This window comes from Acinetobacter puyangensis, from assembly GCF_900096995.1.
GTDB lineage: Bacteria > Pseudomonadota > Gammaproteobacteria > Pseudomonadales > Moraxellaceae > Acinetobacter > Acinetobacter puyangensis.
In genome coordinates, this window is sequence record NZ_OANT01000001.1 from 344,572 (window position 1) to 363,710 (window position 19,139).

Annotated in this window: 13 protein-coding genes; 5 read left to right on the forward strand and 8 right to left on the reverse strand. The window is 39.0% G+C overall.

Going from position 1 to position 19,139, the window contains the following annotated elements; translation table 11 throughout:
* Positions 1-440: 440 nt before the first annotated feature.
* The gene (locus tag CRO21_RS01645) at positions 441-1,154 is read left to right on the forward strand and encodes a FadR/GntR family transcriptional regulator (RefSeq protein WP_097077610.1); all 714 of its coding nucleotides are present in this window, start codon (positions 441-443) and stop codon (positions 1,152-1,154) included.
* 947 nt (positions 1,155-2,101) lie between these two features.
* The gene (gene dctA / locus CRO21_RS01650; protein WP_097077611.1) at positions 2,102-3,442 is read left to right on the forward strand and encodes a C4-dicarboxylate transporter DctA; all 1,341 of its coding nucleotides are present in this window, start codon (positions 2,102-2,104) and stop codon (positions 3,440-3,442) included.
* A 768-nt stretch (positions 3,443-4,210) separates the two neighbouring features.
* On the opposite strand, the gene CRO21_RS01655 is transcribed toward dctA, so the two are convergent.
* From CRO21_RS01655 to betI, 4 genes are all read right to left on the reverse strand, one after another.
* Positions 4,211-5,008 carry a TorF family putative porin gene (locus tag CRO21_RS01655; protein WP_097077612.1) on the reverse strand — a complete coding sequence of 266 codons (798 nt, stop codon included), beginning with the start codon at positions 5,006-5,008 and terminating at the stop codon, positions 4,211-4,213.
* A 61-nt stretch (positions 5,009-5,069) separates the two neighbouring features.
* A complete protein-coding gene (gene betA / locus CRO21_RS01660) occupies positions 5,070-6,764 on the reverse strand; it encodes a choline dehydrogenase (protein ID WP_097077613.1) in 1,695 nt (564 codons plus the stop codon).
* Positions 6,765-6,839: 75 nt separating this feature from the next.
* Positions 6,840-8,309: a betaine-aldehyde dehydrogenase gene (gene betB / locus CRO21_RS01665; RefSeq protein WP_097077614.1), complete on the reverse strand. Its 1,470-nt coding sequence runs from the start codon at positions 8,307-8,309 to the stop codon at positions 6,840-6,842.
* Positions 8,310-8,326: 17 nt separating this feature from the next.
* Positions 8,327-8,935, reverse strand: a complete 609-nt coding sequence (gene betI, locus CRO21_RS01670; protein ID WP_097077615.1) for a transcriptional regulator BetI — start codon at positions 8,933-8,935, stop codon at positions 8,327-8,329.
* 420 nt (positions 8,936-9,355) lie between these two features.
* Here betI and CRO21_RS01675 point away from each other — a divergent pair, with 420 nt between their 5' ends.
* On the forward strand, positions 9,356-11,416 hold the full coding sequence (locus CRO21_RS01675) for a choline transporter (protein ID WP_097077616.1): 2,061 nt from the start codon (positions 9,356-9,358) through the stop codon (positions 11,414-11,416).
* Positions 11,417-11,508: 92 nt separating this feature from the next.
* Here the strand turns inward: CRO21_RS01675 and CRO21_RS01680 are convergent, their stop codons facing one another.
* Complete coding sequence (locus CRO21_RS01680) at positions 11,509-12,297, reverse strand: DeoR/GlpR family DNA-binding transcription regulator (protein ID WP_097077617.1); 789 nt, start codon at positions 12,295-12,297, stop codon at positions 11,509-11,511.
* A gap of 175 nt (positions 12,298-12,472) precedes the next feature.
* On the opposite strand from CRO21_RS01680, the gene CRO21_RS01685 reads away from it, so the two are divergent.
* Entirely contained in the window at positions 12,473-13,816 is a 1,344-nt protein-coding gene (locus CRO21_RS01685; RefSeq protein WP_097077618.1) for an aspartate aminotransferase family protein, read from the forward strand.
* 250 nt (positions 13,817-14,066) lie between these two features.
* On the opposite strand, the gene qhpR is transcribed toward CRO21_RS01685, so the two are convergent.
* Both qhpR and CRO21_RS01695 read right to left on the reverse strand, forming a co-directional pair.
* Positions 14,067-15,128: an AraC-like transcriptional regulator QhpR gene (gene qhpR / locus CRO21_RS01690; RefSeq protein ID WP_097077619.1), complete on the reverse strand. Its 1,062-nt coding sequence runs from the start codon at positions 15,126-15,128 to the stop codon at positions 14,067-14,069.
* A gap of 205 nt (positions 15,129-15,333) precedes the next feature.
* Positions 15,334-16,341: a phosphotransferase enzyme family protein gene (locus CRO21_RS01695; RefSeq protein WP_097077620.1), complete on the reverse strand. Its 1,008-nt coding sequence runs from the start codon at positions 16,339-16,341 to the stop codon at positions 15,334-15,336.
* A 179-nt stretch (positions 16,342-16,520) separates the two neighbouring features.
* Here CRO21_RS01695 and eat point away from each other — a divergent pair, with 179 nt between their 5' ends.
* Positions 16,521-17,927, forward strand: coding sequence for an ethanolamine permease (gene eat / locus CRO21_RS01700; RefSeq protein ID WP_097077621.1), 1,407 nt, complete (start codon positions 16,521-16,523; stop codon positions 17,925-17,927).
* Positions 17,928-18,201: 274 nt separating this feature from the next.
* On the opposite strand, the gene CRO21_RS01705 is transcribed toward eat, so the two are convergent.
* Positions 18,202-19,134, reverse strand: a complete 933-nt coding sequence (locus tag CRO21_RS01705; protein WP_097077622.1) for a response regulator transcription factor — start codon at positions 19,132-19,134, stop codon at positions 18,202-18,204.
* Positions 19,135-19,139 lie beyond the last annotated feature (5 nt).

Consider the following 19,139-nt stretch of genomic DNA (forward strand, 5'->3'; position numbering starts at 1 on the left):
ATTAACAGAGTAAATCGAAAAAAATCCAGATATTTTATTAAGCAGATCAGAGGCGAACAATATCACTTTAGCCAATGCCATCGCAATATATCTTGATGAAGTCGGAGTGATATTGCCTTCGTTTCATTTAAAAACTCAATGGTGCAGCATATTATCATAAAAATAAAACCTGGTAATATTTGTGATCAAGTTGCCTTATTTAAGAAATAGTTATGCAAAATTCGATTTGAAATCGTTTGCAATACATACTTTGTAACATGAGTTATACCTAGTCTTTCGATGTTATCCCATACATGTGTGATGTGTGATGTGTGATGCGGATCTTGATTGGGACGATTTAAGGATTTAATGTAAATTCCAAAATCACAGAAAAAAAATCATAGACTTGTGTAAAATCTATTTTTATTACACATTTGTTAATTGTAGGAATATTGATAGTGATGAAGCCACAAGCTACGCTCAACAACCATAGAACGTCTCAAGTTACCGAACAAGCTGTAGAAACGATTAATAATTGGATTCAACAGGGGCTTTATCCAATTAACTCTACATTACCGGCTCAACGTGAATTGGCTCTAAAGTTGGGTATTAGCCGTGCTTCACTAAGAGAAGCATTAATACGATTATCTGCTTTGGGTCTAATACAAATTAGGGCAGGTAAAGGGGTTTATGTCATCTCGCAGCAAAGTCGCTCTGTAGAACAATGGAATGTCCAAAATAATATTTCTTTAAAGGATTTTTATCAAATGCGTTATATTTTGGAAAGTTTTAGTACGCTCTTAGCATGTGAGTACCTAACGGATCAAGATGCTATTATCTTAAAAAATAATTTTGATAATTTATCTTCGGCCATTATATCTAGAAACTGGCAAGAAGCAGCGAGGCAGGATTATGATTTTCATAAATATATTATTGAATTAAGTCATAATCAATCGATTATTCATGTTTTACAACAACAAACAAAATGGTTGCAGCAAAGTCAAATTTTACCATTTATCCAACCCAATCTTGCACATAAAACCATCACAGAGCATCAGACAATTTTGACAGCATTATGTAATAAGGATGCTAAAGCAGCTGAATATGCCATGCAAAAACATATTATTGGTGCAGCGCAACGTGCAGGTATCTATTTTTTTAGTCATAGTGATTAGTTTGTCTGATTTTAAAATGTACTTTTATGAGTCAAAATATTTTTACGCCCATTTTTATGGCATAAGTGCACAATAATAATGCAAAAAATAGGTCATCTATTTCCACCTTGAAATTTTTGGACATACTGGTCATACCAGATGGTTCGTGATCATATTGCATCACTTAACATGATTTTTTGATTTTTATTAAAATAATATAAAACATAAACTTATATTAAAAAAATATTTTTTATAAATATCTGGCATAATTTTCGCTTTACCCAAAACAAAGCGTGATCACGACATCTATATTTTAAAGTTTTGGAGATTGAGGTCAGCAATTGGTTCTGGTATTAGTGGTCTGACCATGTTAATTCAGTTTGAAAAATGTAGTCAGTAAGTACCATTAATAAAAGGTATGCAAAAATTCTCCAAATTGGTGCAGTAATTTGGATTTGGTCAAATGATGTTGAATTCCTAAATTAACTAGGCTCAACAGAATTCATTAAAAGGTTTGCAACATGATAGATCATCTGATTTATATTCAGGATAAAACCCAATACAGCATGACAAAATTTCATCTTAAACCTTCTAGCTATCAAATTTTTCATAGAGAGTTATCTCTATGTTGATGGATATATTTTATATGCAGGTTCTAGAATTAGAAAGACATCATTATATTTTACCAAAAGATAATGTATAGAGTAGATATTATGATAGGTAATCGTGAATAATGAAATATTTATTCTGTTTGATTCGATCTGCAATAAATTATATTGATAGTTTAAATGCTGTATTAATCTGCTAAGTAGAGATGAATAGCTCAATCTCTCTAATGATTTATATTTACTTTTACGCACAATATTAATTGTGTCCTCCTACGGTTTTATATCTACATTAAAAATATATTAATTGAGCAATATTAATATATTTGTAGTAAAAATCTGATTCTCAAAAAGGAAAGTGAAATGTTCTCCCATGTGAAATCCTCCTTATTTTTACAAGTAGTCATAGCTTTAATATTAGGCTGCTTATTTGGTCATTTTTTTCCAGATATTGCCAAAAATTTTCAAGTTTTAGGAGATAGCTTTGTTCGTTTAATTAAAATGCTAATTGCACCGCTTATATTTTGTGTAATTGTAATGGGTATCTATAACTCAGGAAATTTAAAAAAAGCTGGTAAAGTTGGTTTAAAAACAATTATTTATTTTGAAATTATGACGACGCTTGCCCTAGTCTTAGGGATAGCAGTTGCATATTGGTTAAAACCAGGGCATGGTATGGATATTGATTTATCTACATTAGATGCTTCCAGTTTATCAAAATATCAAGAAAACATGCATTCGGTAACGAGTATTTCGGACTTTTTTCTAAATATGATTCCACAAACAGCAATTGGTGCGTTTACTGGTAGTGATATTTTACAGGTTGTGTTACTTTCAATTTTATTTGGGATATCTTTATCACTATTACCTGGTGATGTAAAAGCACCTGTTGCTTCTTTTATTGATAAAGTTTCACAAGTCATTTTTAAAATGATGTCTATCATTGTAAAATTAGCACCTATTGGTGTTTTTGGTGCAATTTCATTTACTGTTGCTAAATTTGGCATTAATACATTATTTAATCTTGGTTATTTAGTCATTATTTATTATTTAACGGTTATCTTTTTTGTTGTAATAATTCTTGGTGCTATATTAAAGTTATGTGGTTTTAATATTTTTAAGTTAATTCGCTATTTTAAAGAGGAAATTAGTATTGTTTTTGGAACTTCCTCCTCAGATTCTGTATTACCACAGGTCATGTATAAACTTAAAAAATTAGGCATTCGTGATACTACAGTAAGCTTGGTGGTTCCTTCAGGTTATTCATTTAATTTAGATGGTTTTTCTATTTACTTGACTCTTGCAGTAGTTTTTATTGCTCAAGCTACTGGTGTAAACCTCAGCTTTCATGATTTATTAGTTATTCTATTAATTACTTTGTTTACCTCTAAAGGTGCTCATGGTATCCCTGCTTCAGCAATTGTAGTTTTAGCTGCAACTTTATCAAGTTTTCCTATCATTCCTGCAATTGGATTGGTTTTAATTCTTTCCGTAGATTGGATCATTGGTATTATACGCGCTGCGAGTAATTTAGTTGGAAACTGTGTAGCAACTCTAGTTATTGCAACATGGGAAAAAGATATTGATAGAGTACAAGCTCATAAAATGCTAGATGATCCGGAATTTGCAAAAAGTCAACTTGTAATAAAGATCAATGATGAAAATGATAATTTTGATATCTTACCTAGTTCTAGTCATAAATAGATATAATTATTTTATTTAATTAAAAGTAAGTTATTGTTTGAAATGCTGCATAGTCATAATATTTGCTGTGCAGCATAATATTTTGTGCATATATTAAATTCATTTAAAATTAAATATTTGAATCATTTTAAATTTAAATACTATGTTTTTATATTTTTTATTGGGAATGGATTTTTAATAAATGCTTGGATAGCTCATATGAATAAGCTCTCCTATCATTGATATATAATTATTTTTTATATATTTATACATAAAAAATAAATAAAAAATGGAACTCTTTAGATTTGCAATGAATATTGAAATTAGCAGTTTTGAATTTTTTGCACCAGGTAAATATATTATAATTTTATTATGGGGTATTTATTATTTGTACTGTTTATATTGTTCATATGATTTAATGAATTATAAATACTAATTGTTTGCCCTTGAAGTAAAGTGAAATAAATTTTTATAACATGCTGTGATGGGCTGCTATATTTACATTCTAAACTAGTAAAATACTATTGAGTAGTAATGTCTCTACAGATAATGCTTATATTTTTTTGGGATTGAAAAAATATAACTTTTAGATATGGTTAAATTAATAAGTTATATTATTTTGTTCTGTGGTGATACATTATAATAATACAGATGATTCGATTTCTTAAATCTATTTTAAATAATAGGTAAAGTTCACAATAGAATTGAAGTTGTTTTTATAAGCCCCCCTACAACCTCTCCATTATGAATATGAAGAGGGGGACTTATACTTGATAAATTTAAAGTTACCTAGAAGTTTTTGGTAATTGACAGGGTTGCAGTCGCATCAATTGGATTAGAAACCCGAGCATTTGGATTACCATTACTATATGTTTTATAGTAATTATCTTTATCCCATGCTTTGCTATAGATGAGGCTTGCAGTAAAGTTATGCGGCAATTCTTTGTTGACTGCAACACTGATATCCTGAAAGTTTGCTGCCGAGAAATTTTTAATACGTTGCTGGCCATAATGTGCATTTACAGACCAGTCTTCTGTGATGGGTTGATCCCAGTTGACATCTAAGTAAGCTGATCCACGAGAATGTTGTGGTGTATCAGTGCCTAAAGTATTGGCGTTATTACCAAAATAATCACGAGTGTAAGTGACAGCATATTTAACTGTTAAAGGTCCATAACCAATTTCGGGAATAATTTCGCCATAATTAAAACGTGTATGTCCTGTTTCAGCTGTGGTTTTTGCACCAGGATAATAGTAATAAGCGGCGGTAACGCCTAAAGACAGATTGCCTAAATCATGATAATAACCCGTGTAAACATCCCACTCGACAGTGGCATCACGGATAAAATGATCACTGACAGTCGATGCCCATGTTCCAGCAAACACGCCGCTTGGATGGCTGTAATCCAGTCCACCTTGCAAGGCTGGTTTTCCCCATGTTTGTTGAAAGCCTCTGGAAACATATTGACTGGCAAGCGTGAGGTTGGCACTTAATGGGGCGGTGGCGGTGGTTTCTGGGGCTAACTCGGCAGCATCAACAGAAGGTAAATATAATCCTAAGGTGAGTGAAAGTAGAAGCTTTTTCATTTTTTCCCTTGAATGTAACCAGCACCTTGTCGGACCTAAGATGCTGTTGGTAAAACATATTTTATTGAAATGGACGAAGTGGTGTTTGGCGTACAGGTGCAGTGCCTGCTTTGAAATAGCCAGCTTGGGAACGTGGTAGTTGTTGACCACGGATTTGATCGGCAATTTTCTCAGCGATCATAATAGTGGTGGCATTTAAATTGCCTGTGATAATAATTGGCATGATCGAGGCATCTACTACACGTAGTCCATGCAAACCATGGACACGGCCTTGACCATCGACGACAGCCATATCGTCTTCGCCCATTTTGCAGCTGCATGATGGGTGGTAAGCTGTTTCAGCATGGTCTCGGACAAAACTATCCAGTTCGGCATCGGTTTTGAGTTGCATACTGGGGCTGATTTCCTCACCACGATATACGTCAAGTGCTGGCTGATGCATGATTTCACGGGTGATACGAATGCCATCACGGAATTCACGCCAATCCTGTTCCGTAGACATGTAGTTAAACAGGATACTTGGGTGCGCAAACGGGTCTTTGGATTTTAGTTTAATCCGGCCACGGGAGGGGGAGCGCATGGAACCGACATGTGCTTGAAAACCATGTTCTTTTACTGCATTGCTACCATTGTAGTTAATCGCCACAGGCAAGAAATGGTATTGGATATTGGGCCATTCAAATTCTTCGGATGAACGGATAAATCCACCCGCTTCAAACTGATTACTTGCACCAATACCTTTGCCTAAAAACAGCCATTCAGCGCCGATAGCAGGCTGATTATGCCATTTTAAGGCTGGATAGAGTGAAACAGGCTGCTTGCATTTGTATTGTAAATACATTTCCAAATGATCCTGCAAATTCTCACCGACACCGGGCAAATCCTGTACGACATCGATGTCCATTGATTGAAGGAATGTACTTTGACCAACACCTGAACGCTGTAAAATTTGTGGTGATGCGATTGCACCGGCGCAGAGCAAGACTTCACGCTTTGCGTAAGCTTGTTTCATGTTTGCTTGATCCGCGCCAAGAATATATTCCACCCCAATGGCTTGTTTTAGATTAAAGAGGATTTTATGGGTTGTGGCATGGGTGACGATGGTTAAATTAGCACGCTCTTTCGCCATATCGAGATAACCACGTGCGGTACTGGAACGACGGCCATTTGGTGTGACTGTCCGGTCCATGGGGCCAAAACCTTCTTGCTGATAACCATTTAAGTCGTCAGTACGTGGATAGCCTGCCTGTACGCCTGCTTCAACCATGGCATGGAATAATTCATTATTCCCTTGCTTTGGCGTTGCCACAGACACTGGGCCACTGTCGCCATGGTAATCATTGGCACCAATATCACGTGTTTCGGCTTTTTTATAGTAGGGTAGACAGTCGGCATAGTGCCAGTTTTCAAGACCTTTAATGCTTGCCCATTGGTCCAGATCCATGGCATTGCCACGAATATAGCACATGCCATTAATCAGGGAAGAACCACCTAAACCTTTGCCACGACCACATTCCATCTGGCGATTGTTCATGTGTGGTTCAGGATCGGTTAAATAGGCCCAGTTATAGCGACGGCCTTGTAAGGGATAGGCCAGTGCTGCTGGCATTTGCGTACGAAAATCTAGTCGATAATCTGGACCACCAGCTTCTAACAATAAAACCGAAACATCTTCATCTTCAGTTAGGCGGGCAGCAAGTACATTACCTGCCGAACCTGCCCCAATAATAATATAATCGTATTCTTGCTTGGTCATAATTTTCCTCATTTATGTTTGGATCAGAACTGAAAGATTGCTTCTATTCAGTTCGTGCGAAAGGAGGGGAAATACTTAGAAAATGCTTTGGTAATCTCCAAGCTCAACTTGAATGGATTTAACACGGGTGTAATGTGCCAAGGTGCTGATGCCATTTTCACGGCCAACGCCGGATTGCTTATAACCACCGACTGGCATTTCAGCAGGGGATTCGCCCCATGTGTTGATCCAGCAAATACCGGCCTCAATTTGATGAATAATACGGTGTGCTTTATTAATGTCGGGGGTGACCACACCTGCGGCTAAACCAAAAGGTGTATTATTGGCACGTCGAATTACTTCTTCTTCAGTTTCATAGCTGAGAATACTCATCACAGGGCCAAAAATTTCCTCCTGCACGATTCGCATATCATCGCTACAGTCTGTAAACACTGTGGGCTGTACATAGGCACCTTGTGCCAATTCACCTGTTGCACGTTCCCCACCAATGAGAAGTTTTGCACCTTGTTGTTTGCCAGAATTGATGTAAGACAATACTTTTTCCATATGCGGAAAACTGGTCAGTGGGCCAAAATTGGTTTGATTGTCCATAGGATCGCCCATACGAACGCGCTGTACACGTTCGACCACTGCGGCTTCAAAATCAGCTAAAAGTGCTTTAGGCACAAAGACACGTGTGCCATTGGTGCAGACTTGACCTGAACTAAAGAAGTTCGCCATCACCGCAATATCAGCCGCCTTATTGAGATCAGCATCATCACAAATAATCAGTGGTGATTTACCGCCTAACTCCATGGTGACTTCTTTGAGGGTGGAACCTGCGGCACTTGCCATGACTTTTTTGCCCGTTTCTACACCACCAGTAAATGAGATTTTTTCAATACCGGGATGTTCTGTAAGCCATTGGCCAATGTCACGGCCTGCACCTTGTACTACATTAAATACGCCATTTGGCAGTCCTGCTTCAGTATAGATTTCTGCCAGTTTAAACGCGGTAAGCGGTGTGACTTCACTGGGTTTAAAAATCATGGCATTGCCTGCGGCAAGGGCTGGTGCAGATTTCCATAGTGCAATTTGAATCGGATAATTCCATGCACCAATGCCAGCAACGACACCTAAAGGTTCACGACGAGTATAGAAAAAGCTGGAGTCGCGAAGTGGCACTTGTTCGCCTTGAATTGCTGTAGCAAGACCTGCATAGTACTCCAGTACATCTGCACCTGTGACAATATCAACAGTTGAGGTTTCGCTATATGCCTTACCGGTATCAAGTGTTTCCAGTTGGGCCAGTTCATCATTACGTTCACGCAAAATATCGACTGCACGACGTAAAATACGAGAGCGCTCCATTGCGGTCATCGCAGCCCAGACTTTTTGTCCTTGTTTGGCACTGTGTACCGCTTTTTCAATGTCTTGTTGAGAGGCCTGTTGAATGTTGGCAATCACTTGACCATTGGCGGGGTTAATACTCTCAAAACTTATGCCACTGCTGGCAGGGGTGTATTGGCCATGGATATACAATGGATGAATATGCACATCATTCATATGGTTTCTCCTTTTGTTTATTCATTAAGTTTGGCGCGTTGCAGCTGTATTTCTAAATAATCGTAAGCAATAAGTCTGGCAGATTGACGATCAAATTGATCATACTGATTTAAACCGCCACGCAGCCATAGACCATCAATTAACGCTGCAAGACCGCTGGCAGCGGTATCTGCCTGATCATCTGGTAATAGTTTAAGAAACTGAAATTTTAGGTTTGAATACAAGCGTCGATCATTGACCCGTTGTAAACGTGCAAGTTCAGGGGTATGCATACTGGCAGACCAGAAATCCAGCCAAACCCGCATCGCCATCTTATTCACCTGACTTAAGTCAAAATTGGCATTCACAATCGCTTTAAGATAGTGTTCCGGCTGTGGATCATTGACTTCCGCTTTGTATTGCTGAGTAATTTGATACAGTCTTTTCAGCATTTCTCGCATACATGTCGTCATCAGTCCTTGCTTGTCACCAAAATAATGACTCACGATCCCGGTAGAGACTTCAGCCTTTTTGGCAATTTGAGCAATCGTGGTATGAGATAGTCCAACCTCATAAATCACTGCAAACGCTGCATTGATAATTTCTTCACGACGTTCATGTTCGGGTTTAACGATGCGTTTTTTCATGCTTGTATGCCATAACTCACTAAAATTCAAACTGATAATAAAATATTTAAAAAACAGCACAAGTCGCGATGCATATTAATATAACCTTTATTGATTGAATGTTCAATCAATAAAGGTTATGCTTGTTACAACAGGGTTTTTATATGAATCTTGTAAAAGTGATCGGACACAGCTATTAAAGTGTTGATCTAATGATCAAGATGGTCCATTTTACTGAAGAGATATTTACTTTTGTTGCTAGATATAGTGTTGGTGCTAGCTCAACAACACTGCAAAGGGAATCGAGTCCAAGCCTGATTTTGATTAGCAGGTTTTACTCTTAATCTTTTATAACATTGTTTTTCATATGTGATGTTTGTCATGGTGTTGCTGTACGCTGAGGCAATATCACATATCTTTTTTAATTCACTTGAGGATTGTATGGTGACAGATAATCCAAGAGCAGTTGATGATTCATCCATCCAAACAAAAGATCATTTGAATCGTGTGGTCTTTTATGTTTCAGCGCTCATTATTTTAATATTTTCATTTACCACGATTTTCTTTAATGATTTTGCCAATCATGTATTAAATACAGTGCTGGCCTGGGTTAGTTCCACATTTAGCTGGTACTACTTGCTGGCTGCGACGCTCTATTTAATTTTTGTGATTGTTGTTGCCTGCTCACGCTATGGCGATATAAAACTGGGTCCAAAACATTCCAAACCAGAGTTTAGCTTACTCAGTTGGTCTGCGATGTTATTTGCTGCCGGGATCGGAACAGATTTGATGTTCTTTTCTGTGGCAGAACCATTATCCCATTATATGAATCCACCCGTTGGCGAAGGACAAACCTTTGAAGCCGCGCGACAAAGCATGGTGTGGACTCTATTTCATTATGGTTTAACGGGATGGGGCATGTATGCTCTGGTTGGCATGGCATTGGGCTATTTTAGTTACCGGTATAATTTACCTTTGACCATCCGTTCTGCCTTGTATCCAATTTTTGGTAAAAAAATTGATGGGCCAATTGGTGATAGTGTGGATACCGCTGCGGTGATTGGTACAATTTTCGGGATCGCGACCACCTGCGGTATTGCAGTGGTACAGTTAAACTACGGTTTACACTTGTTATTTGATTTGCCCGAAAACTTATGGGTACAAACCGCATTAATTGTTGTTGCTGTGATTGTCACCATTATTTCTGTGACAACCGGGGTTAACAAAGGCATTCGCATTTTATCTGAAGTCAATGTCTATGTGGCGATTGGCCTGATGCTATTTGTATTAGCAGTAGGCAATACCGAGTTTTTACTGAATGCCTTAGTGCAGAACTTTGGCGATTACATTACGCGTTTTCCGAGTTTGGCGTTGGAAAGTTTTGCCTTTGAACAGCCCAAAGACTGGATGAATAGCTGGACCATCTTTTTCTGGGCATGGTGGGTGGCGTGGTCACCGTTTGTTGGCTTATTCTTGGCGAGGATTTCTCGCGGGCGTACCATTCGTGAATTTGTCTGCGGTACCTTGATTATTCCCTTATTATTTACCATGACATGGCTGTCCATCTTTGGCAGTAGTGCGTTATATAATGTGATCTTTGATGGCAATACTGCACTTGCTGAAACTGTACTGATCAATCCTGCGCATGGTTTTTATGATCTATTGGCACAATATCCCGGGTTTGCTTTTATTGCGGGTGTTGCCACAATTACTGGCCTGTTATTTTATGTGACTTCTGCTGACTCAGGTGCATTGGTATTGGGAAATTTTACGACAAAATTTTCGAGTATTGATAATGATGCACCGCGCTGGTTGCGGGTGTTCTGGGCAATTGCAATTGGGGTACTAACCCTTGCAATGTTGATGGCAAATGGAATCACTGCATTACAAAGTGCAACGGTGATTATGGGGCTGCCGTTTAGTTTTGTGATGTTGTTGGTCATGGTCGGTTTATATAAATCCTTGCGCCTTGAGGATTATCGTAAAGCCAGTCGAAGTCTGAATGCTGCACCTGTGGTTGGGAATGTGGACATTTTGAACTGGAAACAGCGTTTATCCCGAGTGATGCAACATCCTGGTACAACTGAGACGCTTCAGATGTTAGATGGTGTTTGCCAACCTGCCGTTAAAACTGTTGCCGAAGAACTGATTAAACAAGGCATGCAGGTTGATGTAACAACGACACCATTGAAAGAAAATGATGCCCTCTATCATCTTGATTTAACAATTTATTTGGAAGAGGATTATAATTTTGTCTATCAGATTTGGCCTGTACGTTATACTGCACCGCAGTTTAGTGAACGTGGTAAATCCGGCAAACATTTTTATTATCGTTTAGAAACGTTCTTATATGAAGGTTCACAAGATAATGATTTGGTGGGTTATACCAAAGAGCAGGTGATTAATGACATTCTGGATAAATATGAGCGTCATATGTCATTCTTGCATATGAATCGTATTGGCCCAGGGAATCGTCCGCTATTTCCAGATCCAGAGGATTAAGATCAGTTAAAAAAGAGAGGCGATGATTCGCCTCTTTTTTAATCGTTACGAAAAACATTCGTGGATAAAGACTCAATCATAAAAATAGCGGTTTATTTATGACATAAATGAATTTCTATATTTTTGTTTTTTAATCGAATAGATTCAAATTCCGGGTATTTTTCAATGTCATCATTGCTAATGATGGTATTGATCTCGTGACAGCTTGCATAGCAAATTCTGCTGCTTACCCCAATTTTACTGCTATCGGCCAGAATAAAAGTTTGTTTTGCCTGCCTAGACATGCTTTGTGCAATCAGCGCTTCTTCGCTATAAAAGCTACTGGCACCAAAATTGGCACTCAAACCAACGGGTGATAGGAGGGCAATGTCCACAGTAAATTTTTGAATTTCTGCAATGGTAAAATCCCCTTGAGTTTGTGGACGATTGAAAATCCGGCCGCCAATTAAAATAATTTCATGCTGTGGGCTTTCATTTTCATCGGCCAGTGTCAAATTCATCACAGCCTGAATACTGTTGGTGATAATAGTTAAACCGGACATGGTACGTAATTCTTCGGCCAGCATTGAGGTGGTCGAACCTGCATCAATAAAAATACTTTGCTCTGATTTTAACAGTTCAACAGCTTTACGCACGATACTGCGTTTTTCTTTTGCCATCTGTTGATAACGTTGTGTTAGAGGGGCTTCTTGATTGACCGGTTCAATGGCAACGATGCCACCATGCACACGTTTTCCTTCTCCCATGGCTTCGAGTTCAATAATATCTCGACGTGCAGTTTCTCGTGAGATATTTAATTCTTTCATGATGCGTTCAGTGGAAATATTTTTGAAATGACTCAATAAAGCCCGAATTCGATGTAAGCGTTCTTGTTGCAGCATCAGCGCAAGATTCCATAAAGAAAAGCATAGTTAGATTGTAACCATTAATGCTGCAAAGAATAAGGCTTATGTGTATAAAAATGTATTTGTGTATTTTCTTGCATTTTAATAAAAATAGGCATAATCTATTTCTAGCTTATCCACATTTGTCATTTCATCGCTTAGAGAGGGTCATATGGTTACACGTTCCACTATTATGGATACCAATAGTTTTCGTGCTGAACATGCCACTGCATTAGATGCCGAAACTCGCCAACTTACGGATAAACGAAGTAAAATTTTGGGTGGTTCGTACCGTTTGTTTTATCGCAACCCTGTGCATCTGGTGCGTGGTGAAGGGCAATATTTATGGGATGAGGCAGGGAATCAATATCTCGATGCTTATAACAATGTGGCAAGTATTGGACATTGCCATCCAGCGGTGATTGAGGCCGTGAATCAACAGATGAAGATGTTGAACACGCACACACGGTATCTACATGAAGGTATTCTGGATTACACCGAAAAACTTTTAACCACCGTTCCTACTGAGATTGATCGTGCCATGTATATGTGTACCGGTTCAGAAGCCAACGATCTGGCGATTCGTGTGGCACAGTCTTATAGCGGTGGTACAGGCATTATTGTTTCACAGGAAGCCTATCATGGCACAAGTGCATTGACCTCTGGTTGTTCACCTGCATTGGGTTCGGGTCAGACATTGGCTGACACCACTCGTTTGGTACCAGCACCAGATGCCTATCGTGTGGATACAGCTGATTTAGGCGAATGGTTTGCCAATCAAATCCAACAGCAAATTGATGATATGAATGCACATGGAATTAAATTTGCTGGATTTTTAGCAGACTCTATTTTTTCATCTGATGGAGTGATGCCAAACCCAGTCGGCTTTTTACAAAAAGCTGTCGATGTTGTCCATGCCAATGGCGGAATTTTTATTGCAGATGAGGTTCAGCCGGGTTTTGCCCGTACGGGTGATGCATTTTGGGGTTTTGCCCGGCACGGTGTGGTACCGGATATCATTACCACAGGTAAACCGATGGGCAATGGTATTCCTGTGTCTGGCTTATTGGCAAAAAGCGATGTGTTGTCTACTTTTAGCGATCAGATTCCTTATTTTAATACCTTCGGTGGTAATCCAGTGTCGATGGCGGCAGCTCAGGCGGTATTGAATGTGATTCAGCAAGAGCAGTTACAGGCACATAGTCAACGGGTGGGCGCATTATTACAGGCTGAACTGACCAAACTGATGGAACGGCATGAATGTGTTGGCGATGTGCGTGGGGCAGGACTCTTTATTGGTTTTGAATTGGTCAAAGATCGCCAAAGTAAAACACCAGATAAAGTATTGGCTCTGGATTTAATTGAAGAGTTGCGTAATACGCATCGGGTACTGACTTCTGTTGCAGGTCCTTACGGCAATGTTTTAAAACTGCGGCCACCACTGGCATTTCAAATACAGGATATTGATTGGCTGGTTAATGCATTGGATCAATCTTTATTAAAATTAAAAGCTTAAGCAGTTGTATTAAATACCCTACAATCCCTGGATCTTGTTTCGCAATGATCCGGGGGCATGTTAAATATATTTTATTCTGATGTTCTAAGCTGATTGCAAAGATTATTCTTAATAAATTTTTATTAAATCAATAGATTGGGTTGATGTGCATGGTATGGAATTATGATCATTGATTATAATTTATAGTTGTGTTTTTTAATTTTTTAATCGATATTTTTTATTTTTTGTAGGTCATTTAACTGGTTATATTTTAATTATATCGATTTAAGCATTCCTTCTCGTGTCGACATTGTCGTGGATTTACGCCAAACCAGCGTTTAAATGCACGAGAAAATGCACTGACTTCGGAATATCCGAGTAGAAAAGCCATTTCTGAAATGGGGATATTTTTTTGTTGGATATAATATTGTGCCAATTCACAACGTACACCATCAACCAATGCCGTAAACGTTAATCCTTCCAGTTTTAAACGTCGTGTCAGAATACAGCTACTTATGCCCAAGTCTTCCGATATCTTGTCTAGACTAGGTTCTCCTTGACTTAATTCGAGCTGTATATGGGATCGCACTTGATCTGGCAGGTTCTGGATCTGTCCGGAAAGATTTAATAATTTTAAGGTGTCGAGCATCATGGTAAGCAATAACGGATCGCTCGTTGGCATGCTATATAACATGTCTTTCTTGACGATGATGATCGAATTAAATGGCTGATTAAAATATACTGGGGCATTAAATAATTTACTATGTTCCTGCCAGAATTCTGGACGAGTATGTTCAAAATGAATGGCACGAGGAGAATAATGTGTACCGAGTACAGCACGAATCACATTCATAAACATGCCTAGTGTCAATTCCGCATCCTGTCGACGGGTTAAAATTGCACCATGCTGAACCTGATAATCAATACGCCAACAATCCCCATGATCGACCATTTGGGTTAAAGTATCTTTCTGGTGCAAATGAAAATAATCGCTCATATTACGCAAGGCGGATTCTAGCGTGGGTGAACATAGGGCAATATAACCAATCAAACCCAATGATTTGGGCTGGAATTGTTGTCCATAATGTAATCCGAAATTATCACAGCCTGAGATCTGTGCGGCTTGTTCTAAAACCTTACAATAATTTGGTAATTGTAAACTTAAAGTTGGACTGCTTAATAATTCTGGATTAATACCACTGATGCCAAAAACACGATCAACATCAGCGCCTTTGCGAATAATAAATTCACTTAACCCAGATGCGGCAGCAGATAATACACCTTGATTGCCCATGTGGGAATGATGAAGCTGTTGAGGATCAATTTGAATCATATGCAACTCCTTGTCATATATTCATGTCGATTTAATTGGTAATTAAATTGACGATGTATCCTTATTCTTAAAGCAAGAGCTATGCCATTTTTTAGAAACAGCGTCAATTGATCATCTGATGAGGACTTTCCTTAGTTCCTCATAGAGCTTGTTTAATCACGGCCAAAGCAAAGTATTGGCAATTACTAATAGATAGTCAGAAAAACTAGATTGCACCAACTGGCATTTGCTGGTTTAAATATTTTTTACACAAACGAACTGTATGATCAGACCAGTCTGTACCAAGACTTAACGCCATTTCTGTATGTGCATGCGAGCCATTCCATGCCATCATTTGCAAACGGCGCTGCATAATGAAGGTTGGAATTAAGCGGTATTCAAGATCAGAAATATGTGCTGTACGCTCATATCCTGTAAGCCAGTGCTCTATCCATTGAGGAGCTGCTGCATAATGTTCATTAAAACTCATCGCTGCGGCAAGATCATGCATAAACCAACTCATTCCACAGTCATCAAAATCAATCACGCCGATCTGATCATTTTGCAGTAATAAATTTGTCAGGCGTAAATCTGCATGAATTAAACCATAGCGATCTGAGGATTGCCCAAATGCTTTTAGTGCGTGGTCAATGTGGGAAATGGTTTCTTCAATGATATCATGATGTTCTGGTTTAAGGTGTGGGGCATTACGCCAGTCGCCCCAATGTCCATCAGAACCCAACATCGTGTCATGATTCCAGATGATGCGTTGAAACTTTTCCGGTATTTGCCAAGTTTTGCTATGCTGATGTAGTTTGGCTGTAATTTCTCCTAATTGTTGAAAGGCTTTTGGATCAACATCAGCGGTTGGCATATCGCCCTCGACCCAATTAAATAATACGGCGTGACGTTGAATACCATCTTCTAAACTCAATGTTAAAACGCACTCATCATCTTGACTACGAATGGCCTGTGGTACTTCTATTCCACTGGCGCTTAGGGCATCTAGCCAGCATAACTCACTTTCAATCGCTTGTTTTGTATGGTAATTCGGACGATGAATGCGTAGAGCATAACGGGCCTTTTTATTTTGAATCAAAAAAGTTGCATTTTCAGATTGGCATAATAATTTCACATCACCTTGGAATTCTTCAGGATAAAATGTCATGGCTTTTTGTGCTAAAAATAATAATTGATGAATACTTAAACTTTCACTTTGTATCACTGATGACATAGCAAACTCCTAGGATTGGGGCAAATATCACAAAAAATATCGAGATTGAATCGATCTTATAAAAGAATTTTTTGCAAAACTTGACCTTAAACCACGTCATTGCCTATCTACTGTCAAGTTGATGTTTAGCCTTTTCGAGCAAGATTAGATCGAACAATAAACAAAGGTGGTGTGAAGCAATGAAAGTCACAGACTCAAATATAGTGCAAACGGATTCGGAATATTTTGCCAAACGTCAATTAAAGCAAGGTGCGGTAGGCTGGCTTTTATTGGTGGGGCTGGGTGTGTCTTATGTTATTTCGGGAGATTTTGCAGGGTGGAATTTTGGTTTGGCGCAAGGCGGTTGGGGCGGATTGTTTATTGCAACTGTAGTGGTTGCCATCATGTATTTGTGTATGAGCTTTTCAATGTCAGAAATGTCGACCATGTTGCCAACAGCAGGGGGTGGATATAGTTTTGCACGGGTCGCTTTTGGGCCATTCGGGGGTTATCTTACCGGAACGGCGATTCTGATTGAATATGCAATTGCACCAGCAGCCATTGCTGTATTTATCGGCGCGTATTGTGAATCTTTGTTTGGGATTGGTGGCTGGATCATCTATTTGATATGTTATGTGGTCTTTATGGGATTACATCTCAAGGGTGCAGGTGAAGCTTTAAAGATCATGTTTGTGATTACTGCGGTTGCATGTGTTGCATTACTGGTTTTTATTGTGGCGATGGCGCCACATTTTAATAGTCAAAATTTATTTGATATCGGTGTGACAGAAAATGCTGGAGCAAGTCCATTTCTGCCTTTCGGTTATATCGGAATTTGGGCAGCAGTACCTTACGCAATCTGGTTTTTTCTTGCTGTAGAAGGCGTACCGCTTGCCGCTGAAGAAACCAGAGATCCCGTTAAATCATTACCACGTGGTTTGATTGGTGCGATGTTAATTTTGGCTGCCTTTGCTTTTCTGATTTTATTTTTAAGTGCCGGCGCCGCAGGTTCTGATACCTTGAAAGATTCAGGTGCACCACTGGTAGATGCATTAATTGCAGTCTATGGTCAAAATACTTGGTTGGCGACTTTTGTTAATTTTGTGGGATTGGCAGGTCTGATCGCCAGTTTCTTTTCAATTATCTATGCCTATTCTCGTCAGATTTTTGCTTTATCCCGTGCGGGCTATTTACCAAAGACCCTTTCAATTACCAACAAAAATAAGGCACCTACTTTGGCTATTATTATCCCGGGAATCATTGGCTTTGCTTTGTCATTGACAGGTGAAGGCGATTTATTGATTTTAATGGCGGTTTTTGGTGCGACGATTTCCTATGTATTAATGATGTTATCTCATATTAAATTAAGAGTTTCTCATCCAGATCTACCTCGTCCGTATAAAACCCCTGGTGGGATCATCACATCTTTTATTGCTTTGATTCTATCGGCAATTGCAGTGGTGGCAGGTTTAATGGTCGATCCCAAAGTCTGGTGCATGGCAGCAGCAATATATGCAGCATTCATTGTGTATTATTTAATCTATAGTCGTCACCAATTGGTCGATGGCACACCTGAACAAGAATTTGCAAAAGTTGCGGAGGAATAATCATTAAATTCAGAGATAGAAATGATTCAAAGTATAAAGTTTAACGGTCAATTCTATCTCTATAGCAGTCCTCAGCATGAACCATGTAAGACAAGGTATCTTCCTTGCGGAGCAGTACGTCTCATACTGGATTATCTTGTGCATGAATAATAGATTACGTAAAGCTGCTTACTCATTAAGAATGATCAAATTTCACTATTTATGCTTAGTATCGTCTAAACCTTGCGAGATATCCTCATGTTACAGACATAGATGAAGTGTCAACAGACCTGATTTAAGCCGTGGTTGGAGCTACCATACAGCGATTGACCACATAAGAAACTGCCGCTGTGCGGGTTTCTACACACAATTTTTCAAACACATGCTCAAGATGTTTATTAATGGTTCTTGGGCTTAATTCCAAAATATCGGCAATATCCTTGTTGGTTTTACCCAGTATAAGCCAGTGCATGACCTCTGCTTCACGCGGGGTAAGTTGAGTGCAATGTTTAAGAATTTCGGTTGTCGCAGGGGCCTGTTGAATTGGTTTCAATTGCACCAGATAGTTTTGTGTCGGCAAATCCTGTTGTGGACTGAGCATGATTAGTTGAAACTGTTGGCTAGCGGTGGAGTAGCGACAATGCAGCAAACTTTTTTCGACTTCGTTGTGCTGTATATCGGCAACCCATTTTTTTAAGCCCTGTTCAAAACTGTCCATATCGATTAAATGCTCTTCTATCAAATGCTTGGCTTTGGCGGTCTTCCAAGTAATATGTCCTGCGTGATCGAGTGCCAGAATCGCAATTTCAGTTGCATCAATGACCTGCTGTTGCTGTTTGAGCCGGGTGGCATTATTCAGGTGGGTTTGTACCCGAACTAAGACTTCGGCAATATTTAGCGGCTTGGTGACATAATCCACGCCACCGGATTGAAAGCCACGTACAATATGTTCGGTTTCGGATAGGCCGGTCATAAAAATAATCGGAATATTCTGGGTCAGGGGACTGGCTTTTAGCTGGATACAGCATTCAAAACCATCCAAATTGGGCATATTGCCGTCCATAAGGATAATGTCTGGATGATATTGATGGGCAATTTCAATGGCGGTAATCCCATCGAGTGTGACCAGTACGGTATAACCCGCTTCATCCAGACTTTCATGTAATATTCCCAGATTTTCCGGTACATCATCGACAATTAAAATGACAGGTTGTTCTGGATTCTTCATGTTAA

Excerpts from the sequence above, each read along its gene's own strand:
- CRO21_RS01680 (WP_097077617.1), bottom strand. The coding sequence starts at position 12,297 with ATGCTGCAACAAGAACGCTTACATCGAATTCGGGCTTTATTGAGTCAT.
- betA (WP_097077613.1), bottom strand. The coding sequence starts at position 6,764 with ATGACCAAGCAAGAATACGATTATATTATTATTGGGGCAGGTTCGGCA.
- qhpR (WP_097077619.1), bottom strand. The coding sequence starts at position 15,128 with ATGATTCAAATTGATCCTCAACAGCTTCATCATTCCCACATGGGCAAT.
- CRO21_RS01675 (WP_097077616.1), top strand. The coding sequence starts at position 9,356 with ATGGTGACAGATAATCCAAGAGCAGTTGATGATTCATCCATCCAAACA.
- CRO21_RS01645 (WP_097077610.1), top strand. The coding sequence starts at position 441 with ATGAAGCCACAAGCTACGCTCAACAACCATAGAACGTCTCAAGTTACC.
- betB (WP_097077614.1), bottom strand. The coding sequence starts at position 8,309 with ATGAATGATGTGCATATTCATCCATTGTATATCCATGGCCAATACACC.
- eat (WP_097077621.1), top strand. The coding sequence starts at position 16,521 with ATGAAAGTCACAGACTCAAATATAGTGCAAACGGATTCGGAATATTTT.
- CRO21_RS01655 (WP_097077612.1), bottom strand. The coding sequence starts at position 5,008 with ATGAAAAAGCTTCTACTTTCACTCACCTTAGGATTATATTTACCTTCT.
- CRO21_RS01695 (WP_097077620.1), bottom strand. The coding sequence starts at position 16,341 with ATGTCATCAGTGATACAAAGTGAAAGTTTAAGTATTCATCAATTATTA.
- dctA (WP_097077611.1), top strand. The coding sequence starts at position 2,102 with ATGTTCTCCCATGTGAAATCCTCCTTATTTTTACAAGTAGTCATAGCT.
- CRO21_RS01705 (WP_097077622.1), bottom strand. The coding sequence starts at position 19,134 with ATGAAGAATCCAGAACAACCTGTCATTTTAATTGTCGATGATGTACCG.
- betI (WP_097077615.1), bottom strand. The coding sequence starts at position 8,935 with ATGAAAAAACGCATCGTTAAACCCGAACATGAACGTCGTGAAGAAATT.
- CRO21_RS01685 (WP_097077618.1), top strand. The coding sequence starts at position 12,473 with ATGGTTACACGTTCCACTATTATGGATACCAATAGTTTTCGTGCTGAA.